Raw genomic sequence first — 26,300 nt, forward strand, 5'->3', positions numbered from 1 at the left:
GCCACGACTGCAAGTTCAACCATTTTTCACTTCAACTTTGCACTAATCCAGTGCCACCTGCCCTAGATTGAATCAATTCCAATGAACAAACCAACAGCAGTACAAATAAACATCTGTTTTATAACATTAAAATTTCTGGCTTGGTCTTTGCTATATCCCCTGTGACTATTATAAAAATACTTATAGGGGAAGATAATGAACAAGCTACTTATCAATACCGCAGCCGTGACTGCAACAGCGCTAATGAGCCTATCGGCAAACGCCGCAGTAGAAGCCAATATTGGCGCCACTTCTAACTACTTATGGCGTGGTGTTACCCAAACCAATGATGCAGTAGCCGTTCAAGGTGGCATTGATTACAGCCACGAAGTCGGCTTCTACGCCGGAACATGGGCATCAAATGTCGATTTTGGTAACGAGACCAGTTATGAGATTGATTTCTATGCCGGCTTTGCTGGCAGCATAGGCAAAGAGTTTGGCTATGACATCAGCTATCTCTATTATGCTTACCCAGATGCTGACGACAGCATCGATTTTGGCGAAGCTACAGTGGCCCTTAGCTGGAAATGGATTGAAGTAAGCTACGCACATGTAGTCAATGCGGGAAATGATGTCACTGGCGACCCTACACTCGATGAAAAAGACATGGGTTACGTGCAAACCACATTAACTTACCCTATCTCAGATACTCTCTCAATTGCAGCGCACTATGGCTACTCAACAGGTGATGTCGTTACCGCTTGGTACAGTACCGACAACTACGCTGACTATTCGATTGCCCTCAGTAAAGACACAGATTTTGGTACTGTCTCTTTTATGGTCAGTGATACTGACTTAACAGATGATGATGCTAAAGTGCTGCTAGGGTATAGCTATAGCTTCGATTTGTAATATTCGAATATTATCTTTCAGTGGCGGCCGTTGCTGTGCAGATACCATTGCACAAAAAACGCCGCTGACTGAAAGTCATCGACCCTTTGCATTATTAATCGTCATATACCATCTCTAGTTTAGGTTATTAAATTTCAGTAATTACTCTCCGCCAATGGGTTTTATAGCTTTAGTTTTATAAAACTGTAATTTTGTTACGTAGATCGCATATTTTTGTCTAATGGCCTGCTAAATTCTTTCTTAAGCGCTCACTAATGTGGCAGTAACCACTGTCAATATGAGCACGATAAAATCTGTTATTAACCTATATGTATCAATAATATTTTCTTTATTCGACAACGATTAAGGATCAGGAAAATAGGTACTCAATTGAGAGGAATTCGTGATGGCTCAGATACTAGATTTTGTGCCCAACGATGCAGAGATGGAATCATTTACAGCGCCAAAAAATAAAAAGGCTGCTGATGATTTAGCGCATAAAAAAGATGTGAAAAAACGCTTAGAAGCGTATTTAGAAAGAACCCAGCTCAGTCGAGCGATGGGCGAAGATGAATTTTGGGCTTAATTCATTGGTATAAGCGCAAAAAAAGCTCCTGAATCAATTCCAGGAGCTTACAAAGCTAATTAGAAAGCTTACTGCTCTGCGGCCTCTGTTTCACGCTTCTTGAGAAAGTATTCTTTGGTCAACGCAAATACCACCGGACTCAGCAATGCCAATGCGATTAAGTTCGGTATTGCCATCATTGCATTCAGCGTATCCGCTAACAGCCAAATAAACTCTAATGAGCTTACAGCGCCTAATGGCACTACCAGTGTCCAAAGAATTCTAAAGGGCTTAATCGCCTTTACACCAAACAAGAACTGTACACACTTCTCACAGTAAAAGCTCCAACCTAAGATGGTTGTAAACGCAAACACACTCAAGGCTATAGCCACGACATAATTGCCTAATGGGAACGCTTGAGAGAAGGCAAAAGAGGTCAATGCAGCCCCATTTTCACCCGAAGTCCAAGCGCCGGACACTATAATCGCTAAGCCAGTAATAGTACAAACGATTAAGGTATCAATGAACGTCCCCAACATCGCCACTAATCCTTGAGCAACGGGGTTATTTGTTTGCGCTGCAGCGTGAGCTATTGGCGCGCTACCAAGACCCGCTTCGTTAGAAAACACACCACGTGCCACACCAAAGCGAATCGCGGCCCAAACTGCTGCCCCCGCAAAACCGCCTTGAGCCGCGACAGGGTTAAAGGCACTGTGGATAATCAGTTCGAATGCTGCTGGGATTTCAGAAGCATAAACCACCAGTACTGCGATGCCAGCGCCTATATAGAATATCGTCATAATCGGCACGAGTTTACCGGCAACATCAGCGATACGTTTAATACCGCCCATCAATACCGCACCAACTAAGACCATCAGCACCACACCGGTAACCCAACTTGGTACGCCAAAATTACTGCTTAACGCATCAGCCACTGAGTTAGCCTGTACGGTGTTACCAATACCAAACCCAGCCAGTGCACCAAACAACGCAAATGCGGTGCCTAACCAAGCCCACTTAGAGCTAAGGCCGTTCTTGATGTAATACATTGGGCCACCGACGTGGTTACCATTGTCATCCACTTCACGGTATTTAACCGCTAATACCGCTTCTGCGAATTTGGTTGCCATACCGACTAATGCCGTACACCACATCCAAAAAAGCGCACCTGGGCCACCAATAAAAATAGCGGTAGCAACACCCGCAATATTACCCGTACCGATCGTTGCGGAGAGCGACGTCATTAGCGCGTTAAACGGGCTAATCTCACCTTTCATGTTCTTATCTTTGTCAGGAATACGACCTGACCATAACAATTTAAAACCAGTGCCCAGCTTTAAAATCGGCATAAAACGCAAACCAACAGTGAGAAATAACCCTACCCCTAGGATCAAGACCAGCATAGGAGTCCCCCACACTACACCGTTAATCATGCCAATAAATTCAGTAATAGCTTCCATTCAGACCTCGTAGATACAGATTATTTATAGTTATTTTTTATAATTTTATTCTAAGTGTTTAGGGCTTTTTGATCTTCCCTATGAGAGCAAGGTCAAAAGGTCCTCACCGATTGCGCTAGCTCAAACAATACGCATCGGGTCAAACAGAGTACAACGAAATGTTAACCTTTGAAAAGGCTACACGAGAGAAAGGCACTTGAAGAAAGTGACAATAGCGCCCAAAGACGCTAGAAGGTGTTGAATTTTATTAATATTTATAATTGTGTTGCTTGGTTTTTTTACCAACGCGGAGGCTATACAGCTTAGTTACCACCCATAAATAGCCTACAAAAAAGCAACAATACCCAGCAGTGCAGTAACAACAGCCAACAAGCGTGGCTTCGGACTTGTTTCAAAACGGCTATTATTTATCACAAAGCAGGATCTGTTCTGGGTAGCTTAAAAGAGATGATATAAGTAAGGAGTAAAAAGATCGTTGAAACCGCCAAACAAGCCCCAAGCCCTGCAATTTGATACACCCAACCAGACAGTATGGTCCCGATAAGCCTACCCATTGCATTCGCCATATAGTAAAAACCAATGTCGAGTGAGACACCGTCATCACCAGCGTAACTCACTATAAGGTAGCTGTGCAGAGAAGAGTTTATGGCAAACACCGCACCAAACAGCATCAAACCTGTGATTAATGCAAACTGTAGATCAGTCCAGCCGGTAAACATCACAACGGCTAATATTGCTGTCACCAATGTCAATAATCCGGCCCATACCGTTGCACTCGCGCCATCAGGCGTCTTTGCGCTATTGCGTCCAGTGATTAACGGCGCCGCGGACTGAACCACACCATAACCAATGACCCACAATGCTAAAAAGGCGCCAACACTACTATGCTCCCAACCTAATTGACTGGCTAAAAACACTGGCAGAGCAATAACAAACCACACATCTCTAGCTGCAAATAAGAACAAACGTGCTGCTGAAAGGATATTAACTCGGCGACTTTTTGAAAATATTTCGGTAAATTTAGGCTTAGACTTCGCTTTACCTAAATCCGCTTTTAAATTGAATATGCTACATAACCAAACAATGCACAGTAGCGTCGCCATGATGGCCACCGCCCCCGTAAAGCCTACAAGTGTTAATAACACGCCACCTAAAAAGAATCCTGCCCCCTTAAGTGCATTTTTAGAACCTGTAAGCATCGCAACCCAACGATACAGCTTATCTTCGGCATCTTTGGGGACTAAGGTTTTAATCGCACTTTTAGCACTCATTTTGTTGAGATCTTTTGCTATCCCAGAAAGCGCCTGAGCAGCCATTACCCAAGGTACCACCAACATAGCACTCGGTAGTAATAACATCGACAGCGCGACTATCTGCAAGCCTAAACCTATGTTCATGGTACGATTCAGGCCAAGCCTAGCGCCTAGCCAGCCACCGACTAGGTTAGTGATAACCCCAAAAATCTCATAAAACAGAAACAACATGGCAATTGCTAGCGGCGTATAACCTAAATCATAAAAATGCAGCACCACCAGCATGCGCAGCGCGCCATCGGTCAAGGTAAACGCCCAGTAGTTCCCCGTCACCAGCAAATACTGACGAATACTCTCAGGTAAAGCACGATATTTTGCTAACACAGATCACCAACCTAAATATTATCAATACAGCAGAACGCTATCAGGCAAAGCACGCTCTATTACCGCCTTAGCCATTCCGTCCTAGCTATTACCGTCCCAGCTCTTCCCGGCTTTATCCGGCTCTTCCTGCTTTCCCCTGCTTTTTCTGCCTTACTTATCTAGCTTACCGACCATAATTGCCAGTTCAGCAGTGCGGTTGGCATAGCCCCACTCATTGTCATACCACACATACAGCTTCACTTGCGTGCCATTAACTACCATAGTAGAGAGTGCATCGATGATGCTTGAGCGCGGGTCAGTTTTATAATCAACCGACACTAATGGACGCTCCTCAAAACCAAGAATATCTTTCAACTCTCCTGCTGCCGCAGCTTTTAGCAAGGCGTTAACTTCCACTTCAGTTGTTTCACGCACTAACTCAAACACGCAATCCGTGAGTGAGGCGTTGGCAAGTGGAATGCGCACGGCATGCCCATTGAGCTTACCTTTTAGCTCTGGAAAAATATGAGTAATAGCGGTAGCACTGCCGGTGGTCGTTGGTATTAGGCTTAAACCACAGGCGCGGGCACGCCTTAGGTCTTTGTGCGGCGCATCAAGAATGGTTTGAGTATTGGTAATGTCATGTATGGTGGTCATCGAGCCATGCTTAATCCCAATTTTTTCATGGATCACTTTCACCACAGGCGCAAGGCAGTTAGTAGTGCATGACGCTGCCGTCACAATAGGGTGGATATCCTTATTGTAAAGATGCTGGTTAACGCCCATGACCACATTAAGTACGCCATCCTCTTTGACTGGCGCGGTGACAACCACTCTTTTGACGCCTTGATCAAGATAAGCTTGCAACAGCGCTTTGGTTTTCATGACACCAGAAGCCTCAATCACCACATCGCAATTTGACCAGTCAGTCGCGGCAATGGTTTTATTGCGAGTGGTCACTATGCGACGTTGACCAATAACAATGTCATCACCTTCGGCGATAGCCTCTTCAGTCCAACGACCGTGCACCGAATCAAATGTCAGCAGGTGCGCTAATGTCGCTGCATCACCTGCTGGGTCATTAATTTGTACAAACTCGACATCCTGATTCTGCCACGCAGCTCTTAATGCCAAGCGCCCCATTCTGCCGAAGCCATTAATCCCAATTTTGATTGTCATTGTCGTTTCCCAACCTTAAATTCTTTAAATACAAATAGACTTTTCACACTAAAAAAGATATTACTTTCGCCTTAAAATTGTCATTGATTTTTAACGGTTTTCCATAACCCTTCGAGTGCTTATCAATACTGCTTCTTTAATATAAAAAGAGACCGACACAAACTCAGCAAGAGAGATAAACAGCCCCTAAGTTGCAGATGCTTCGTCCGCAACGAACAAATGTCTATTGCGATTGCATATTGCCACCAGCGATAACATCACTGGTACTTCAACCAACACTCCCACCACAGTGGCGAGCGCTGCTCCTGAGTGCAAGCCAAACAATGATATAGCGACCGCGACGGCCAACTCGAAAAAGTTAGAGGTTGCAATCATACAGGCTGGAGCCGCAATTTTATGGCTTAGCTTCATCTTCTTTGCCGCATAAAAAGCGATAAAGAAAATGCCGTAAGTTTGGATCAATAATGGAATTGCGATTAGAAAAATATCTTGAGGTTGACTCATAATGGTTTCCGCTTGGAAACCAAACAGCAATACCACAGTGGCCAGTAAGCCAACCATAGACCAAGGTTTAAGCTTAGCCACAAATGCATTTAATTGGCTATCATCGCCCTTTCTCTGCAACAAATAGCGTGTAGCCGCCCCCACAACTAACGGCAGCACCACGTAAAGCACAACGGATGACAGCAATGTCTCCCAGGGGACTTGAATGTCACTCACACCTAGCAACAACGCCGTGATGGGCGCAAAAGCCACGACCATAATCAAGTCATTCACAGACACCTGCACGAGTGTGTAATTTGGGTCACCTTTAGTTAATTGGCTCCAAACAAATACCATTGCAGTACAAGGTGCTACGCCGAGTAAAATCATCCCTGCGATATATTCACTCGCCGTTTGTGGATCAACAAAATTAACAAAGAAAACTTTAAAGAACAGCCAACCCAGCGCCGCCATCGTAAACGGTTTAATCAGCCAATTGATCACCAATGTCAGCACCAGCCCCTTTGGACTCTTACCGACATCTTTTATTGCGGAAAAATCTATCTGTACCATCATGGGGTAGATCATTACCCAGATTAAAACCGCAATAACCAAATTGACATGCGCGTACTCAAGCCCAGCAATTTGCGTGAACCCACCCGGCATCACATTGCCTAAAAACACACCCACAACGATGGCTAAGCCAACCCACACACTTAAATAACGTTCAAAAATACCCATAATCTAAAACCTATAATAGTGATCATTGTTTAATTAACAGCAGCGCAATACTCTTTCTGGGCGATCGCCCATTTGTAACAGCCTTGCCAAATTAATCTCGATTAACTCAGGTTGTTGCTGCGCTAGTGTCTGCAAAATATCGCTTGCCCATAACGGCAACTCTGGATTAATACGATAAAAAACCCATTGTCCCTGACGTCGGTCAACTAACATTCCCAGTTTTCTCAATTGCGCCAAATGGCGAGAGATTTTAGGTTGGATGTCATCGAGTGCCGTCATCAATTCACAAACGCACAATTCTGATTCCGATTGGATCAGCAATAAACTGCGTAGTCGAGTATCGTCGGCGAGTGCTTTAAAAAAAGCTAATGGAGTCATATTGTGCTCTTCGCAAAAGGTGTCTATAAAACCAGATTAGCCATGGTTTTTTGCACACATAGGATATATGAAAAATAATATATATGTTTTGCCATATATTCAAGTAGAGATTTAAAAATATTATTCACTTTGAAAAATACGCTGCAGACAGGTTAATGTTTGACTAAGTCATTATAAGTTTAGTATCTGGATGATTTACATAATGATAGATCGAAAATTAAGGCAGGTGAAAACAATGCAAAAATTGAAAGTAGCGGTTTGTAGGTAGTAAACCCACTCCACCTCATCTATTGATTTTTGGCTATCAAAATCTACAAAGCTGTGATGGGGTGATTAGCTTAAGCTGCCAATTCAGTGATAAAGCGCAAGCTAATGCCAAGCAAAGTTACGGTATTAATGCCGATCATTTGAGTATTTAAAGTCAGCAACCCCGAGTACAATTACCGAGCACTTTTTTGGCGTGAGTCTGGACTTAAACATAAGAGTGAAGCCGTAAACCATCACTAAGCGGTGACAACGCCGGATAAAAAAACCATAAAAAAGGCTTCCGAAGAAGCCTTATATTAAAATATACGATAGTGCGTTAGCTACCCGCAATCTTCATTTTGTCCATCAAGATCCCACCAGTACGGATCGACGAGCGTAAATCTCTGTCTTTCGCAACCGCAACAATATTGCTATACATATCTTTTAGATTGCCAGCAATGGTGATCTCTTCAACTGGATATAAGATAACGCCATTTTCAACATAAAAACCTGCGGCGCCGCGTGAGTAGTCACCCGTTACGGTATTAACCCCTTGCCCCATCACCTCGGTAATAATCAATCCTGTGCCCATCTCTTTGACGAGCTCATCAAATGTTTGCCCCGTTGATGACAACGTCCAATTATAGATCCCACCCGCATGGCCAGTGTTTGTCAGGCCTAATTTTCTGGCTGAGTAACTCGTTAGTAAATAAGTGGCCAATCGACCATTATCAATAATCTTACGATCTTGAGTCGCGACACCTTCGCTGTCATAAGCTGAACTGGCTAGTGCACCGACTAATTGCGGTTGCTCATCAATACTAAACCAATCCGGAAAAACCTGAGTGTCGATGGCATCCAACAAGAAGCTAGATTTACGATAAATGCTACCGCCACTAATCGCACCGACTAAGTGCCCCATCAATCCGGTCGCTATCTCTGGAGAAAATAAAATCGGTAATTCAGTGGTCGCAATCTTTCGGCCGCCTAAACGGCCTGCCGTTTTTTGGGCCGCTGAAGCTCCAACCAACTCTGGCGCTAACAGCTCGCTGTATTTTCTGGCGATGGTGTAGTCATAATCGCGCTGCATGCCACCATCAATCTCACCAATAGCCACACAACTTAAGCTATATCGAGAACTACAATATCCATGTAAAAAACCATGGCTGTTGCCGTATACCTTGACACTTGAATGCGCACTGGCGCTGGCGCCATCAGAGGTTTGCACCCGCTTATCGGTGTCGAGTGCGGCCTCTTCGGCCAAAATCGAGATGCGAGTTAACTCTTCAGGTGAAATGTTCTGCGGATGATATAGATCTAAATCAGGAAACTTTGTCGCCATCAGTGATTTATCGGCTAGACCATTATAAGGATCTGCTGACGTAAAACGGGCAATATCATCGGCCGCTTTTACCGCTTGTTTAATGGCTGCAGGACTGAGATCTGAAGTCGAGGAGCTGCCTTTACAACCCCCTCTAAAGAGTGTGATCCCCAGTGCACCATCTTTATTAAACTCTACCGTCTCAACTTCTTTCATACGAGTTGAAACAGATAGCCCTTGCTGCTTACTAATCGCAACTTCAGCACCAGAAGTGCCTAAGGTTTTTGCATATTCCAGTGCCATTGAAACGGCGTCTTGTAGGGAATCTAATTCGATATCAATGCTAGGTGAGGACACAAATCTACTCTTCAATAATCGGTAATGACTTAAGCATAACAAACCCAAAAAACAATCACATTAAATATCTGGTCACTTCAGAGCCGCTCAGACTTTTCAATGCAAGGCTCACTGATGAAGAAATGCTTATTCCCTTTCAAGTCAATGTAACGCAGAAGTGGAACACCTGAGAGGCTCACGTAGTGCGGCTGATGTTCAATGCGATGACAAAGCCCTTTAAGCTTCGTTGTGGGCTTTGGATATACGACTATGTTCCATACAAAATAAGACATTCCCGCCCTCCTTGGCGGTCAGATTTAGGAGGTACGAGTCCACGGATGGACGAAGGTAGAATAATGCAGGAGCAATTATCGAGAGCGAAGCACGACTAAAGGGATTTAGGGGGTAGAGTCATGCATGGAGCAATTACCGAAGATGCCAGAGCTGAGAATAACGATTAGCTTCAATCATCCGCTAGCCACATGGATGTGGCGAATGTCTGTATTGCAGGAGCAAATACAATCCTTACCTACAGGGCTTTGAACACCCGCTGAGTGATCACCTATTTATTTAAATTAGTATAATTGCGCCAGTTTACTTATTAGTGTGCTTTCGATTCACCTAGATAAAATATGGCAGGTCAACTGGCTTTATAAATGTTATTATTAAATCAGTATTTGTAAGAGATTTTAGATATGAAGATTGTCGGTGACTCAGAACATTTCCACCAGCCCTATGACAAAGATGATGACTACGAAAGCAGAGCTGAAGCTAAGCGTGGTATCGCCATCTACCAAGAAATTGGTAACGAATTGACTTTACTAAGTAAAAGTCAGATTGAAAGACTCAATCTTGATGAAATTATTTATGACAACGTGTTAAAAGCTAAGACGATTAAGAGCAACACTGAAGCTTATCGTCGCCATTTGCAATATATTGGCAAGTTAATGCGCTACGTTGATATTGAAGAGCTACAGCTCGCAATAAAAAACGTATTGAATAAAAACAGCAATGAAAGCGCCAAGAGTAATGTTGCGGATAAGACTCGCGACCAACTGCTCAACGATGGTGACACTGCGATTCAAGCGTTGATCGAGAAACACCCAGATTTAGACAGACAAAAGTTGCGTCAATTTGTCCGTCAAACCAAGAAAGAACTCACTAAAAATGCTGATATTGAGCTATCAAAAACAGCAAAAGAGTTCAGTAAATATATACGTAACGGAATCCCAGAATAATCGTTACCAATCTAGATATTAGCTCTCTGCATAAGTCGTTTATTCAGAGAGCTATTTTTTTGATCAATGATAAATACTCATAGTATCGTTGTGATCAAATTAACTAACCCCTTCAAACAGTACTGTTCATACTTGCACAAGGAATTTGTGAATGCGCCTCACCAAGAAGCTGGCCACCATCCCTTTTACTCTTTTATGTTTATCTCTATTAAGCGGCTGTAATGGCGCCTCTGGTGATAACGAAGACACCGAAAATGGCGGCACCTATGCCCTCAGCTTAAGTTATAAAACGGTTGAGAACGGAGTTTGCGCCGAAGCAACGGACGCACTCAGTTTTTCCGCCAACAGCACTTTTTGTGCAGTGGCACACTTAAAACAAGATGACAGCAACCGTAATGGTAAGCTTATCTCCTTCTCTACCAGCTTTGGTGAACTTTCAGTTGCGACTAAATTAACCAGCGGTAACGGCCAAGCTGAAGTGATCGTCAGCAATATTTCAGGTGCAGAAGGCGCTGGCGCGTTGACAGCCAGCTTTACTGAAGGTGACAGCAGTGCTAATGCTAGTCGTAATTTTGAGTTCACTTCGGCCACTTCGCCATCAGAGCCAAGCTTTACGCTTAACAGTGCAATCATTAATGGTACTGCCGTTGTCACCCAATTTAAGGCAGATGAAACCGTTCAGCTACAGGCGCAATTTTTAGATGAGCAAGGTCTCGGCGTGGCAGGCAAGAAGGCTACTTTTGTTGCCGGCAACGCCAGCTTAAATCCAAGCTCTGCACTCACTAAAGAAAATGGTATCGCTCAAGTCAGCTACACCCCAACAGAAAGTGAACTCGGCGCAGCCAATATGTCAGTCACGCTTGAAAGTGATGGCAAGACCTACCAAAGTTCCGGTCTATATGAGGTATTAGCTAAAGATGCCGTTAGTGAAGAGGGAATTATCGTTATTGGTCATTTTTCTACTGACGGCAGTACGTTCATTGAAGATAAGTTAGCGACCACATTACCACTAGTTAAAGAGCAAAGAATTGTTAGTGCAGGCGGAACTTTTGGAGTCACCGCGGATCTAGCAACCAAGAACGAAGACGGTAGCTACACTCGACTACAAACCCCCACCAGTGTGAGTTTTAGCTCCAGCTGTGTCCAGGGGAGTAACGCTAGCATCGACTCACCGGTAACGACATTGTCTGGTACGGCAAGCTCCACATTCCAAAACACTAGCTGTAGCGGTAATAGCGAGCGTGATGACCAAATAATTGCCTCTATTGTTGCTGGCAACCAGACGCTTTCTGCAATGCTTGATTTTTCACTGGCTAGTCAAACATTAGCTAACTTAAGTTTTGTATCAGCAGAACCAGCATCAATACGCATTAAAGGTGCTGGCGGCACTGGTTCTAGCGAGTCGTCACTTATCACCTTTAAAGTCTCGGATGCCAATGGCCAACCAATAGCACAACAACAAGTTGATTTCTCACTTGATACCACTGTTGGTGGCATTACTTTTTCGGATGGTGAATCAACCACAACTAACACTAGTAACTCTGCTGGACTCGTCAGTGCCACAGTATTATCCGGTACGGTACCTACGCCAGTGCGTGTTGTAGCAACTGCGGTAAACGATGATGAGTCTGTCACCAGTCAGTCTGAGCAGTTAACCATTAATACTGGTTTGCCGCAGCAACTAGGCTTTAGTGTTTCAGCGGATTTATTTAACCCTGAAGCGGGTGATTACAATGGTGAAAAGGTTGCAATCACAGCCTACGCATCTGACAGTTTTGGCAACCCCGCGCCTGATGACACCACGATTAACTTCACAGCTGAAGGCGGCCAAATAGTGCCTAGCTGTTTAACAGTCAACGGCACCTGTAGCGTGGAATGGACATCGGCTAATGCTCGTGTGCCTAACCACCGCATTACAGTCCTCGCCTATGCTTTAGGTCATGAGACCTTTTTCGATACTAATGGTAACAACGTTTTTGATGATGCTGATGGTGGAGCAATTGCAAAAGCTTGTTTAGACAGCAGTGGTGCAGCGGTTGCCTGCGTTGGTAACGGTAGAGATATTGAAACTTACCATCCTAATGGCTTTAGCGATTTAGGCGATGCGTTTAGAGATGACAATGAATCGGGTAGTCACACCTCAGGTGAACCCTATTTTAATACCGCATCAAGCAGCAGTTACCAAACTGCTGACGGGCTATTCAATGGTCCTCAATGCACCAGTGGCAGCTTATGCGGCACAGGGCAAGCTAATAAAACCTATATCCGTAAAGCGCTTATATTGACAATGTCTGGTTCGCAAGCACATTTTGAAATACAACAAGATGGCATTACCCTCTATAGCGACGGTGATGATGCATCCGCTATCGTGACTAATGCTATAGCAGCTGGTGCTTCATCGACATTTAGCATTCGCTTCTTCGATAGCGCCAATCAGATAATGCCAGCTAATACGAATTTGACCACTACAGCCTCTCAGGGTGAACTTGAGTCTGACACTTTTGTGGTACCCAATCGTAATGGCATTGGTGGCAACAGCACCAGCTTTGTACTGACTAACGATATTGACCCTACAAGTACCGGTGAACTGAGTAAGACCAGTAATGTATCGATTGAAGTACTGACCCCTAAACCAGTGAAAACCACTATCGGTTTTGGTGTTCAACTTACAGGTACATAATTACTGCAAACTATCGGCACTTAGTTAATGAGTGCCTATACAATTACGTTGAAACAGCAAAAAGCCCGCTGCAATATTATTGCAGCGGGCTTTTTATTTGTCGCTCTATCTGTTCGAGGCTATGCAGCCGACGAGCACTCCATTAATTGACTTAACCTCTAAGGTGTTAATTCAGATTGGTGCACATCAGCTTTTAAGTGAGCGGTTAAGCGGGCTTTAGCGCCAACATATGCCAACGCAAAGTAAAATGCTGTCATCGCCCATAACTGTAGCCATTGCGGCATAATACTCTGCCACGACGCGCCCATTTGATTGAGCTCTAACATCGCCATAATACCTGGCACTGCGGGAAAGATTTGCGACACTGCCACAACAGACTCTGGGATTAACGCTGTCGGCCACACAAAGCCTGACACAAACAGAATCGGCATGGAGATCAGCAGTAACACTTGAGTAGGTAGATCGCGTCGGGTAAACAAGCAACTAAAAGCAATACCAGCAGCGGTAGTGGCCAGTAAGAAAGGCAATAGCAATAATGCAACCGTGCCAAAGCTTGCCTGTAAACTCACGTCATACCAATAGTAACAATACCCAACATAGTAACTAGTCAGCAGTGTATAAATCCCCATAAAGGCTACCATGCGACCACACACTAATTTAAGCGGGCTTACCTGCCGCCAATAGCCGGTTTCTTTCCACTGACTAGCACCGAGAATACTGGTCCCAATCAACAATGTTTGATGCAAAATTAATAGGAACAGCCCAGGTACAATATAAGGGGTGTAGCCTAAACTTGGATTAAAAGCGGGAATACTATTGAGTTTAACCACATTAAGGCTTTGATCTGCCGCTTGCGCACCACTGCCTTGAGCCAGTAACCCCAACCGCTGCATACTCTTCCCTGCATCAAGCCCCGTTGAAATAAGCCCCTCTGCAACGGCGGAGTATATTAAAAAGTAACTCGCATCGCCGCCATAACTTAATGTCACTCCACGACCCAGTAATAGATCGCGCCTAAAGTCTGCCGGAATAACCAACAGGCCATGAGCTCGTCCAGATTCTATCCATTTTTTAGCCTTATCAATTGAACCCACTTTGGCGATCACTTGAATTTTTGCATTGGCATCTGCATGACGAATAAGCTGACGGCTTAATGATGAATGGTCGTGATCCACCACCACCAGCTGTTGCTCTGTCGGCACTTGATTAAGATACGGTAACGGATAAAGAATAGAGTAAAAAAGCACGCCACCAAATACCGTAATAACAATGGTTTTGTCAGCCAAAATAGCTTTTAATTCTGCGATGATAAGCTGCAAGAAGCTCATACTAATGCTCCTTAGCTGCGAGTGGTGCAGTTACATTATCTGCTGAATCGAAGCCTTTTGCAGCCAATACGCTAATCGGAATGAGTAGCAATAGGAAGCCCCAATAGCCAGTAAACTGGGGCAAGGTCGCTAACCAACCTTGACCGTAACTCACCACCGCAATATGAGTTTCAATATAATGACTCGATGGCATAATGACGCGCCACCATTGGGCAAGTGCAGGCATCTCATGGGTGGGGAATGTCACGCCCATAAAAGCAAATGCAGGGGCAAACATAGCGGTACAAAAACTAATAACCCTAGCGCTGTCTTTTAGGACGAAGAAGATCAGCAGCACCAGTAACCACACCGCGAGCAACATCAGCAGTTGTGCAACTAACAGTAGCGCGATACTGCCAGCAATAGGCAAACCTAAATACAGATAGATAAGCGCGAGAATAAAGCCACCATGCAGCAGCACAATTGGCGTATAGAAAAGCACTTTCGCCGCAATACCTTTCCACATCCCGAGTGAAACCCATTCAGAGGTGGTATTCCAGCGTAGCTCTCGATTAAGGCTATTAGCAAACACCATCATGGCCACGAGTTGCAGCAACGCTATCAATACTGGTGGCACCAGAAAACCCACATAGTTGTTATTACGGTTAAATAACGCCGTTGTTTGACTGCTCACCGGACTTAAATTCACCGCGACCTTGGCTTTAGGCACGCCCGCAGCGAGTTGTTTCATCGCCGCGAATGGTTTTAAACCATCGGCCATGCTTGCTTGTAGCTGGCTCGACAATAACTTACCCACCAATAAAAACTGGCTATTATAGCGGATATCAATCGTCGGGCTTTTACCTGTAAGCAGGTCACGTTTAAAGCCGTGGGGCAACACTAGCAGCGCATAAACCTCTGCTTGTTGCATTGCGTCGACAGCGCTGGCGAGATCGGTATAACTGATGGGTTGTGTAACAGGGTTTGCTTGTAACTGCCGAGCAAGCGCTCGGGTCACTTGGCTTTGATCTAAATCGACCACAGCCACTGGAAGTTGTCTTGGTAAGCCCGCACTAAATAGTAGCCATAATCCAATAATACCCAATAGCGGAATATAGCTGATAAGCGCCAGCTGCCAAGGATCGTCTAACAGGGCAGCTGTTTCTCTTTTTAGCATATTTATCAAAGCATCAGCCCCGTGCTACAGAGTGTTATAAAGCAAACAGAATAGACATACCGACTCTCAAGTCAGCAATAGCCTCATTCGGGCGTAGCTCGACTTGGAAAGTTCGCATATCAAAATCATGACCGCTTTCAGTTGCACGCCAAGTGGCAAAATCACCCATGACCGCAATATGGCTAACGGTAAACTCAACGTCACGCTCAAGTGCGGGTATGGTTAATAACACTGTTTGGCCTTGCTTGACGTGCTTTAGCTGATCTTCACGTAACTGAAACACTGCCCAAGCGTCACTCATGTCTATTAAACTCACCACTGGGAAACCGCTAGGCGCTAGCTCACCCGCCTGCAAGAGAACCTCGCTAACCTCAGCTGTTTTTGGCGATCGCATCTGACTATCAGCCAATATGGCATTGACTTCATTAACCGCCCCCTCAGCCATTCTAGTATTACCCGCTGCTGCGGCTTTGGTTTCATAGCGCGCACCTTCATCCGCCATTTGATACATGGCTAATGCAGCTTGTTCGGTATATTTTGCAGCTTGCCACTGCGTAAAGGCTTCATCACGCTTTTGTCGCGCAATGACTCCGTCATTAAATAGTGCTTCAATACGATCAAAGGTGGTATTAGCAAGTTTAGATCCCGCTTGCGCCTTCAACCATTCCTCCCTCGAAGCCGAAATTTGCTGTTTACGAGCGCCATTATCAGCCTCTTGCTGCATCGCTTTAGCTGCATCTCGACCACCCTCGGCTTGCATTAGTTTAGCTTTTAACTCAGGGCTATAAATCGCATATAGCAGATCGCCTTGGCTAACTTTATCTCCACGGCGCACGAGAACTTGCTCTACACGCCCAGGGACTTTAGAGGAGATATTATATTCGCGGGCTTCAATCTGCCCCTGTAATACCTGTGGTTTAGGGCTGTAAGCTAACACGAGTCCGTAAGCTAATATTCCGATTAGTGCAATAAGTGCTATTGCGGCCAAGATACGGTTAGTGCGCATTTTGTTCCCCTTGCTGAAGGCTTCTGCCAATAAATTCATCTAACTGACCGCTAATAGCCATCAGCCTCGCATACGATTGTATATAGCGGTACTGGGCGCCCAGTTGTTGAGTTTCTACCGCGGTGAGTTTAAGTTCGGCGTCCACTTTTTCAATTGAGGTCGACAAGCCCTGCCTGAAAGCGATGTCACGTAAGCGTTTATTTTCTTCAGCTAAGCTAAGTGAGCTATTGAGTGAGACTACCTCCTCTTGCGCCTGAAGTAATTGGCGGTAACTTTGTTCTAACAGTAGATTCAAATCTTGTTGGGTTTGCGCTTTAGTATATCGAGCCTGCAACAGTGCACTTTTAGCCGCTTCGACTTTGCCACTGCGGCCATCACGGCTTAGCAGTGGAATGTTAACCCCAACACCAAGCATCCAATCAGGTTCCATTTTTGAGAACAGACTATCGTCTTCATAAAGGGTGTAATTACCGTAAAGAAAGACCGTTGGGTAGTAACTGCCCTTTTCAACGTTGATAAGCCCCTGCGCTTGTGCCTCTTTGGCTTCAAGTAACTTTAATGCCGGATGCTGGTTCATCGTAAGCTGGGATAGCTGTGGTAATGACGGCGAATTATTTAGCATAAACAGTGATGAGGTCGCGTCGACTTCACGCTCATGTAGCATGCGTGATAAGGCAATCATTGCCATCTCAGATTGACGCTTAGCACTGCCGTAACTCACCTTGGCATTTTCGAGTGCCACTTGCGCATTAAGTCGTTCAACTTTGGCTATTTGCCCCTGCTGTTCAAGTTTTTGGGCGTGTGAAGCATGCAGCGTAAGAGAGTCTACCAACTGCTTTTTAGTTTGCGCTAACGTTTCTGTCACTGCCACTGCATAGTAGCGGTCAACTAAAGTCACAAACAGATCGCGAGTGGTCAGCTTTAACTGTTCCTCTTTTTCTGCAACGTGGGCTTCGTGTATACCTTGCGCCGCAGTAATTTTACCCCCGGTGTAGATTGGCCACATCGCTTGCAAACTAGAGCGGAAGATATCTTGTTCGGTGAAAGGAGTTACAAATAGCGATCCTGGAATACCTGCCAATGCACCACCTATCGCTGGAGGTAACGCAGCAGGATCCAATGAAGCCAACGGATTGAGATCGCGCAGATCTAACTCAATGGGCTTTTCTAGACGTGTATAGCTACCAGTGAGGTTAATTGAAGGTAAATTCATATCTTCACCAGCATCGCGCTCGGCCTCTGCACGATTGACCTCTTGCGTGCCCGCTTGCAATTTATCACTCACCTTGAGTAATTGATCCCAAGCTTGATTAAACGCAATTGGCTTGGCCTGTATCGACAGCGGAAGAACCAACAAAAGAGCACAGAGCGAACGTTTCATTTACACCTCTAGAGTTATTACTCTAATTATTGAGTGAATAGTACCATTGCTAACCACTGCTCGCTAGGATCTAGCGTAATGAGCTTACCGCTAAATCCTAGTTTACTTTGATATTTTGACCTAAACGACTTTAGGGTAAACCTTTACGCAGTGCCGCCTACTGTCAACTTGTCCAATTTTAATGTTGGTTGACCAACACCTACAGGTACACTTTGCCCATCTTTACCACACACACCAACACCTTTATCGAGTTCAAGGTCATTACCCACCATCGAAATTTGGCTCATAGCCTCTGGTCCATTGCCTATCAAGGTTGCTCCCTTAATCGGCTGGGTAATCTCGCCATTCTCAATTAAATAAGCTTCTGATGCAGAGAACACAAACTTACCGGAGGTAATATCCACTTGGCCACCACCAAAATTAGGCGCATAAATCCCGTTCTTAACAGATTTGATGATCTCGGTTGGATCTGACTCGCCCGCTTCCATATAGGTATTTGTCATACGCGGCATCGGCAAATGAGCATAAGACTCACGGCGACCATTACCGGTAGAGCGCTCCCCCATAAGTCCAGCATTGAGCTTATCTTGCATATAGCCTTTTAAGATCCCGTCTTCAATCAATACTGTTTTTTGAGTCGGTGTACCTTCATCATCAATGCTTAACGAGCCACGACGATCGACCATGGTGCCATCGTCGACTACGGTGACCAATTTAGAGGCCACTTGTTGACCCATTTTGCCGCTAAATGCACTACTCCCCTTACGGTTAAAGTCGCCTTCTAGGCCATGCCCGACCGCTTCATGCAGCAATACGCCAGGCCAGCCCGCGCCTAACACTACCGGCATCTCACCTGCTGGAGCATCGACCGCTTGCATATTGACTGATGCTTGGCGTACAGCTTCACGCGCAAAAGCAAAGCAATATGGTAAGCCATCATCAGCATTGGCTAACAGCACATCGTAACTATGACGCCCGCCACCACCAGAACCACCGCGCTCTCGCTTGCCATTTTCTTCTAAAATAACACTGCAATTAAATCGAACTAACGGTCTAATATCGGCCGCTAAAGTGCCATCACTTGCGGCAACTAATATCTCTTCATGCACTCCAGACAGACTCACTACTACCTGAATAATTCGTTTATCGAGACTACGAATATAGACATCGGCTTCTTTAAGTAAGGCTATTTTTTTAATCTCTTCCATGGCGGCAATGGGATCTGAACTTATATAAAGCGCTTTATCATGCTGTTGCTTCCAAGCGTTAACGCGTCCGCTACCGCCAGATACTGCAATACTGCGAGCGGCAGTTGCGGCAGCTTCTAATGCTGCGGGGGTAATTTCATCCGCATAAGCAAAACCTGTTTTTTCACCGGTTATCGCTCTAACACCCACGCCACGTTCAATATGGAAACTGCCGTCTTTAACGATGCCATCTTCCAACACCCAAGACTCGTGGCGGCTACCTTGAAAATACAGATCTGAAAAATCAATTTTATGCTCATGAATACGCTTTAAATAGCTTTGTAGATCATCTATCGCCAGTCCATCTTGCAGTAGGCTGTGTCCAACTTGGGTTAAAAATGACATCAATTCTCTCTCTTCGACCAAATATAGTTCTGTTCTAGAAACCCTTACAGATAAGCATCTCTATACGATTTGTGTTTTAGCTTGTTGCTAAGGAATAATGCCAACATAGCGCTAGGTTAACCTAGATTGCCACGACTCGCTTAGCATTACTGCTTAAGTGTTGGCGACTGAAAGCGGTTATGCGTTATTATTGGCATCTTTGCCCGCACGGCATGTAAGTCTCGCATGTTCAGCTGAGCGCTAACCCAACCGGTACCCGTTGGCTTTTGGGCTAAAATATCTCCCCAAGGGCCGATAATCATACTTTGGCCCCATGTCTCACGACCGCCGTTATTGTGAATGCCCCATTGTGCTGCCGCTAACACGAAGCATTGGGTTTCAATAGCTCGAGCTTGCAGCAGAACTTGCCAATGAGCCTCACCGGTAACCTTAGTAAAGGCCGCTGGCAGTGCAATAATTTCAGCCCCTGCTTCACGCAGCGCCCTGAATAAATCGGCAAAACGAATATCGTAGCAAATAGCCAAACCAAGCTTACCAAAGGGCGTATCAACCACGGTAATATGTTTGCCGGGGCAGAATGCATCACTCTCTCGATATTGCTTGGTGCCATCCGACACTTCTACATCGAATAGATGCAGCTTATCGTAATAGCCCAATACGCTTGCATCAGTGTCAAACACATAACAACGATTATAGATGCGACCGTCTTCTGCCAATATAGGAATACTACCGGCCACTAACACTACGCTATATTTATCTGCTAGCGCAGCTAAGTCTTGTTTAAGTTGACTGTGTATTTCGTCTGTTGCGTAGTCGAGTTGTTGGCTCTCTTGTCCACCAAATAACAAGCAACACTCAGGCAATACTACTAGCTGTTGATTATCATCCAGCCGAGGTAATTGCTTAAGCTGCGACTCGATAAATGCGAGATTCTCGATTACGCTGCGGCTGCTCTGACATTGCAGTAGGCTTACTTGCATCTGACTCTCCCGGTATCAATTTCAAAGCAGGCATTGTTTGGCCACTCTCTTTCAAATTGGATTGCTCAATTGTCTTATCAGACTGACTCGTTTCGCTAGCGCCGTTAGCTTCCATTTTAAGCCCTACTTTCGCTGACGCTATATCTGAAATGGGTTCTAATACCTGCCCCTGTGCTGGGACAATTTTAGACGTTGAGTTTGATGAAGGGATTGATACAGCATCCTCAGGCTGCTTCTCTGAAGCGCTGTCTTGTCCACTCCCCTCAGCAGGTTCAACGGCCTTTTTAGGCAGCACCGATTCTGGGATCTCAATCTCTTTACTCTTACGCTCTAACTCTTCAAGTTTAGGCTCAGACATGGTGCCTGTCAGCCTAAAACGGATCTCGGATATCACTTCAATAACAGGTTCAAGTACTTTCGTCAGTGCAAAAGCGCCCAAGCCTAATGTCCAACCGCCGGTACTGAGCAATATCACCGTCGGCACACTTGATGCTAATTGCGGCACAAAGCGAATATCATAATTCAAACTTTCAGTGGTTAAATCGGTATAACCACGCACTCGCATATTACCTGCGACAGCCTTCATCTCTGTATCTGTGGTCTTAACAACCCCGTTATCAAGCATCAAGGTGCCGCCAAACGAATCAAAATACAGACCTTTACCAAATACATCGGAGAAGTCCAATGACAATTTACGCAGCAGTGAATCAAGGCTAAATAACGAGAATATCCGCGCCCCTTTGTCACTCACCTCTGACAAATGCCCTTTGCCTAAATCAAACCTCACTTCACCATCAAGAGTGTCGAGCGAAAATGCGTATGGCGCTCCGATCCAGGAAATTTCACCGACCACCGATGTTGGTGCGTCTTTAAGACCTGGATCTATGCCCAATTTAGCCGACAGGAAGTCAAACTTAGTTGAATCTAGAGTCAAATTAAACGAGGTCAGGCTCTGGCCATCTTCTATCGACCAAGTGCCTTTTCCTTTAAGCTGCACCTCTGGCGAACTTAAGGATAGGGTTTGGATCTGATAAGTATCATCTTTAGGGCTGGCTTGTAAAACGAGGTGCCCCATCGATTTATCAAACAATCTAAAGTCATCCACATCGACCGCTAATGGCGGTAAGTTAGCCAAAACAGTATCGGATTTGAAATGCGCGGTTTCATCAGTCTTCGCCTTTGGCGACATATACAACTTGCTCGCCACCACTTTAAGCCCCTGCTTAACCCAATCAGGATAAAAGTCGATTCGACCATCGAATTGCTCAGAAGTGGCATCGAATCGCCATGAATATTCAGTAGGCCCCGCATTGAAATGGAGGTCATTCAATGGTTGCCCCATCAAATCCAGATCATTAAAGTTAGCTTCAATTGACACTAAAGGCGGGAAAAAACTATCAGTAGCCGTAAGAGACCCACTCTCTACTCCCGTGTCAACATCTAACTCTAGTGTCTTTTCTGATTTAGCGGTAAAGCTCTGAATGATGGGTAACCAAGGTGAAAATTCGGTTTTATCGAGATCTATCTGTAGGTGCCCTTTTGTTTTACGTAACTGGTCGCCGGGTTTAAATAAGCGACCGAGTAATAGATCAAAGTGAGCGAGCCCATTACCGGACTCGAGATCAAAACCACCCCAAAACTCTAACTGCTTATCTAGCTTAATCCCCAGAGAGGACTCCTTGTTATCGCCAATAAGCTCTGCCGTAAATTCTGCCGTCTTGGTCGACGCCTTAGTAAATGGGGCTGGCAGAGCCAGTTCAGTCCCAAGAAGATCGCTATCAACCCGTGCTTGAATACGGTAACCAGAGGGGTCGAATATCAGCATCAATCCGCCAGTCCAATCAAGTTCACCGCTATAATAATCACTTAACGGGTTATTGAGTTCATTGGGTAAGTTATCTAGCAGCCAATGCCCCGTCAAGTCGACATTCACCGCATAGTTTTTGTTAATCCGCCCCGTATCAAAGCTAAATGTTAATGGCTGACTGTACATCAGCGCATTAATGTCACTGCCCGTCACTACATCATTAATAAACTGAATTTGACCGCTGACATTATCTAGCTGAATACCCGGTTCACTGATATAAACTGGCGTATTATCAAAATTAACCGTGCCCTGAATGATTTCATCCACTCCATCAAACAGCGGAATGCTCAGATCTATCTGCCCAGTAATATCACCTGATATTTGTACGACATCAAGCGTTGAGCCCACGGAGTCAGCCAAGGGAGAAGCCTGGATCACCGCATTAGCCGCTTCGGCTTTGGTCGCCAAGTCAGCTTTAATGATGAGCATGCTTTCATGGTTCATGAGGGGAATGCCAATATAGGCGCCATCCGCTGAAACATCCATCAACTGACCTTTATTCACCCACAAATCCATAGCCGCATTCTCAAACAGTGCTGATAGGTTTAAATTGGATACTGCAGGCCAAGTGTCTTGAAATTTAAAATTAGCATCTGCTAAGGTGAATCCCGCTTGAAAAACACCCGCACTTTGTGAATAGGGATAATCTTCAAAAGCCCCTTGCCACACGATGACGGCATCATCTGTTTTTCCTGCTTTTAATGCGCCGGTTAAATAGTCCACCAGGCCAGCACTCATTCCCTTAAGCGGGAAGTAACGATGTGCATTTGCCACGTTATTAATATTAAGATTGGCTAACAATGCCATATGAGTCGCGCCAGAAAACTCAAGTCGAGTGGCGGCATCAACTGAAATATCGGCATTGCTAAAATGCAGTTTAGGTAATGATAGCGCTGAAGTCGCGAAATCGAACTGTCCTGTCAATGCATCGCCCTTAAGATCGAGTGGCGCTTCAAAGCCACCATCAAAATCGACCACATATTGCTGTGCAGGTAACGTAAACTGTAATTCTTTATCGGTAACGATGACCTTAGCATCAATAGCCGAAAGCCCAGGGATAGCACCGTGCGTTTGCCAGCTAATTTGCTGCGCGTTAGCGCTAAGTTGCGGCTGGTTTTTGTCGGTATCCCACTGTAACTGGGTATTGGTGATTTCTCCTTGAGGGCTTAACGCCTGCCAAGTCTGTAAGGTGTCGAGCTCAATACCGGGGAGCAGCGGCAGTAGCGGTAATACCGTGGCTAAATCCAAAGTATTTAAATAAGCGTCGATGCTAGCCCCATGTTGCTTGGCACTCAATACAGGGGATGGCCATTGCTCGCCATTGGTTGCAAAAGACAGATCGTGACTGCTTAGAGACCAACCATTGGTATCTGGATGCCAACGCATTGCACCCGCTTGAATTGAAAACTTCTGCGCTTCTCCGTTTAAAAACCACTCTAGCCAGCTAGGTTTAAACGCAACTGTGGCATCATTAATCTCACGATTAGCAAAGCTTATCCACGCCTCTAAATTAACCACGCCTTCGAGCTGCAGCTTTTTATTTGCATCAAATGGATTAGGTTGGCGCGATGCCCACTCGCCGATATCGAGTGACGCTGCCGCAAGATAAAACTGTCCTATTAATGACTCAGGTTTGTGGCCGTCACCTTTGATATCAACACTTAATGCCAGCAGCTCTATATCTGAAGCTTCTTCATCTAAAAACAACTTACCTTGACCACGGTGACGCTTTTCCGTATTACGCCAATGCATATCTTTAATGAAAATAGGGCGGTATTGGTGTTTTTGGCTTAATAGCTGAATACGGGCATTGGTAATTGAAAATCGCTCTAATTGCTCTAACATCAGCTGATAGAGCCAATCAGTGTTCATCTTTGTACTTGATGAGCTTGAAGTCGAAGTCGATGCCAATCGGTCGAGATCGAGCGCGACGTTTACCCCATCAAAAATAACATCTTCTATTTGCGGTGTTGCGGTCAACAAGGTTTGCCAAAAATCAAATTTCACATGCACTTGTTCAAACAGCAGGGTAACAGGCAGCTTTTCTTGGGAAGGGAGCACAAAGTTCTTAACGGTGAGTGCAGGGCCAAATGCTTGCCATTCGGCTTGTAATTGACCCACCTGTACTTCGACTTGATACTTATTATGAATATAGTCAACTAGCTCTAATCTGACTTGATCAAGCTGGGGCAACAGCCCTCGAAACAAGCTTACGAATAGTGCAAAAAGCACCATCACAATAGCCAGAGACTGCAGGCACACTCTAAGAAAATTAAATTTACGAGTCTTAGATGACACTACATTATCACCACATCAAATTTATTCTGAGCGTACATAGGTTCATTCTGTAAACGAACACGCTTAGCAATATACACTTCTAGCTCGGCCAGAAGGTGGCTTTCGTCACTTTTAAGACTGTGGTAAACCGCTGGCGCGCAATAGACTAAAAATTCATCGGCATCATAGCCTTTGTTCAAACGAATGATCTCTCTAAACATTTCGTATGACACCGTTTCTACGGTCTTTAAACTTCCGGTACCGAGACAAGATGGACATTCGCCACACAAAACATGCTCTAAACTTTCGCGAGTACGCTTACGTGTCATTTCGACTAAGCCAAGACCAGAAAAACCACTGAAATTGGTTTTTACTCTATCAACGGCTAATGCTCCCTGAAGACCCGAAAGCACACGTTTTTGATGTTCGGCTTCTAACATATCAATAAAGTCGATAATGATAATGCCACCTAGGTTGCGTAGCCTTAATTGCCGCGCTATCGCCTGAGTCGCTTCAAGGTTGGTGTTAAAGATGGTTTCTTCAAGGTTACGATGGCCGACAAAAGCACCGGTATTGATATCAACCGTGGTCATGGCCTCGGTTTGATCAATAATCAAATAGCCGCCGGACTTAAGTTCCACCTTGCGCCCTAATGCACGTTGAACTTCATTTTCGACATCATAAAGGTCAAAAATAGGCACTGGACCGTTGTAATGCTCTAGCTTATTGGCAATTTCGGGCATGAACTCTTGCGCAAATTGCTGTAACTCGTCATAGGTTTGCTTGGAATCAACTTGAATTTGGTCAAGCTCTGTACCGACAAAGTCACGTACGATTCTAACCGGCAGCGCTAAATCTTGATAAAGTAAAGATACGCCTTTGCGCTTGCGTCGTAAGCTGACTTTGGCCCATACACGGCGTAAAAAAGCAGCGTCTTGCACCAGTTCATCTTCACCGGCACTCTCAGCGGCGGTGCGAATAATAAACCCGCCATCATCATCGACAAAAGGCTCAGTAATTTTTTTAAGTCTGGCACGGACCTCTTCAGTTTCAATCCGTTGCGATACGCCAACATGGCTCGAACCCGGCATAAAAACAAGGTAACGAGAAGGCAGTGTAATATCGGTAGTTAAGCGTGCGCCTTTGGTACCGAGCGGATCTTTAACCACCTGCACCATGATATCTTGCCCTTGCCTCACCAGTTCAGCAATGTCACGTACAACAAAGTTGCCCTTCTCTACATCAGCAACACACTCGGTGTGTGGCACAATATCAGAGGCGTGTAAAAAGGCGGCCTTATCTAAGCCAATATCGACAAAGGCAGCCTGCATACCGGGTAACACTCGGCTGACTTTTCCTTTATAGATATTGCCCACTAAACCACGCTTCATGCGTCGCTCTATGTGTACTTCTTGCAACACACCATGCTCGACCAATGCCACTCTAGCTTCGGTTGGTGTCACATTAATGAGCAGTTCAGAACCTATTTTTCGCTTTACTCTGCCTGGCACGATTCGACCTGTATTCACAACTCACCCCACTTAGGGAAATAGCTAATTTAAAAAGGATTTGGCGTTAGTGACCGATGTTACAACCTAGA

The 26,300-nt window shown here is 45.1% G+C and carries 18 protein-coding genes; 4 read left to right on the forward strand and 14 right to left on the reverse strand.

The annotated features are described in order from the left end of the window. Positions 1-195: 195 nt before the first annotated feature. Together CXF83_RS20925 and CXF83_RS20930 are read left to right on the forward strand one after the other, a co-directional pair. On the forward strand, positions 196-891 hold the full coding sequence (locus CXF83_RS20925; RefSeq protein ID WP_101089857.1) for a TorF family putative porin: 696 nt from the start codon (positions 196-198) through the stop codon (positions 889-891). Positions 892-1,276: 385 nt separating this feature from the next. After that, positions 1,277-1,456 carry a hypothetical protein gene (locus CXF83_RS20930; RefSeq protein WP_101089856.1) on the forward strand — a complete coding sequence of 60 codons (180 nt, stop codon included), beginning with the start codon at positions 1,277-1,279 and terminating at the stop codon, positions 1,454-1,456. Between the two features lie 68 nt (positions 1,457-1,524). On the opposite strand, the gene CXF83_RS20935 is transcribed toward CXF83_RS20930, so the two are convergent. From CXF83_RS20935 to pmbA, 6 genes are all read right to left on the reverse strand, one after another. After that, positions 1,525-2,895 (reverse strand): alanine/glycine:cation symporter family protein, encoded by a 1,371-nt coding sequence (locus tag CXF83_RS20935; protein WP_101089855.1) that lies wholly within the window; start codon positions 2,893-2,895, stop codon positions 1,525-1,527. 410 nt (positions 2,896-3,305) lie between these two features. Continuing rightward, the gene (arsJ, locus tag CXF83_RS20940; RefSeq protein WP_101089854.1) at positions 3,306-4,532 is read right to left on the reverse strand and encodes an organoarsenical effux MFS transporter ArsJ; all 1,227 of its coding nucleotides are present in this window, start codon (positions 4,530-4,532) and stop codon (positions 3,306-3,308) included. Between the two features lie 150 nt (positions 4,533-4,682). Continuing rightward, on the reverse strand, positions 4,683-5,690 hold the full coding sequence (locus CXF83_RS20945) for an ArsJ-associated glyceraldehyde-3-phosphate dehydrogenase (protein ID WP_101089853.1): 1,008 nt from the start codon (positions 5,688-5,690) through the stop codon (positions 4,683-4,685). Positions 5,691-5,876: 186 nt separating this feature from the next. Beyond that, positions 5,877-6,914: an ACR3 family arsenite efflux transporter gene (arsB, locus tag CXF83_RS20950; RefSeq protein ID WP_101089852.1), complete on the reverse strand. Its 1,038-nt coding sequence runs from the start codon at positions 6,912-6,914 to the stop codon at positions 5,877-5,879. Positions 6,915-6,947: 33 nt separating this feature from the next. Continuing rightward, complete coding sequence (locus CXF83_RS20955) at positions 6,948-7,292, reverse strand: metalloregulator ArsR/SmtB family transcription factor (protein ID WP_101089851.1); 345 nt, start codon at positions 7,290-7,292, stop codon at positions 6,948-6,950. 583 nt (positions 7,293-7,875) lie between these two features. Beyond that, entirely contained in the window at positions 7,876-9,216 is a 1,341-nt protein-coding gene (gene pmbA / locus CXF83_RS20960; protein ID WP_101089850.1) for a metalloprotease PmbA, read from the reverse strand. Between the two features lie 674 nt (positions 9,217-9,890). Here pmbA and yjgA point away from each other — a divergent pair. Next, positions 9,891-10,433 (forward strand): ribosome biogenesis factor YjgA, encoded by a 543-nt coding sequence (yjgA, locus tag CXF83_RS20970; protein ID WP_101089848.1) that lies wholly within the window; start codon positions 9,891-9,893, stop codon positions 10,431-10,433. Between the two features lie 151 nt (positions 10,434-10,584). Beyond that, entirely contained in the window at positions 10,585-13,113 is a 2,529-nt protein-coding gene (locus CXF83_RS20975; protein WP_101089847.1) for an Ig-like domain-containing protein, read from the forward strand. Between the two features lie 158 nt (positions 13,114-13,271). Here the strand turns inward: CXF83_RS20975 and CXF83_RS20980 are convergent, their stop codons facing one another. From CXF83_RS20980 to rng, 8 genes are all read right to left on the reverse strand, one after another. Next, entirely contained in the window at positions 13,272-14,441 is a 1,170-nt protein-coding gene (locus tag CXF83_RS20980) for an ABC transporter permease (RefSeq protein WP_101089846.1), read from the reverse strand. 1 nt (position 14,442) lies between these two features. After that, on the reverse strand, positions 14,443-15,597 hold the full coding sequence (locus CXF83_RS20985; RefSeq protein WP_198553563.1) for an ABC transporter permease: 1,155 nt from the start codon (positions 15,595-15,597) through the stop codon (positions 14,443-14,445). Between the two features lie 34 nt (positions 15,598-15,631). Continuing rightward, positions 15,632-16,603 (reverse strand): HlyD family secretion protein, encoded by a 972-nt coding sequence (locus CXF83_RS20990; RefSeq protein ID WP_101089844.1) that lies wholly within the window; start codon positions 16,601-16,603, stop codon positions 15,632-15,634. Next, positions 16,593-17,984, reverse strand: a complete 1,392-nt coding sequence (locus CXF83_RS20995; RefSeq protein WP_101089843.1) for a TolC family protein — start codon at positions 17,982-17,984, stop codon at positions 16,593-16,595. Before CXF83_RS20995 ends, CXF83_RS20990 begins: the two co-directional genes overlap by 11 nt. A gap of 143 nt (positions 17,985-18,127) precedes the next feature. Further along, positions 18,128-19,576, reverse strand: a complete 1,449-nt coding sequence (tldD, locus tag CXF83_RS21000; RefSeq protein WP_101089842.1) for a metalloprotease TldD — start codon at positions 19,574-19,576, stop codon at positions 18,128-18,130. 146 nt (positions 19,577-19,722) lie between these two features. Beyond that, on the reverse strand, positions 19,723-20,556 hold the full coding sequence (locus CXF83_RS21005) for a carbon-nitrogen hydrolase family protein (RefSeq protein ID WP_101089841.1): 834 nt from the start codon (positions 20,554-20,556) through the stop codon (positions 19,723-19,725). Further along, positions 20,480-24,721: a YhdP family protein gene (locus CXF83_RS21010; protein ID WP_232775169.1), complete on the reverse strand. Its 4,242-nt coding sequence runs from the start codon at positions 24,719-24,721 to the stop codon at positions 20,480-20,482. Before CXF83_RS21010 ends, CXF83_RS21005 begins: the two co-directional genes overlap by 77 nt. Continuing rightward, complete coding sequence (rng, locus tag CXF83_RS21015) at positions 24,721-26,187, reverse strand: ribonuclease G (RefSeq protein ID WP_374702335.1); 1,467 nt, start codon at positions 26,185-26,187, stop codon at positions 24,721-24,723. The genes CXF83_RS21010 and rng overlap by 1 nt, the downstream gene beginning before the upstream one ends. Between the last annotated feature and the right edge of the window lie 113 nt (positions 26,188-26,300).

The organism is Shewanella sp. Choline-02u-19, from assembly GCF_002836205.1.
Classification (GTDB): Bacteria; Pseudomonadota; Gammaproteobacteria; order Enterobacterales; family Shewanellaceae; genus Shewanella.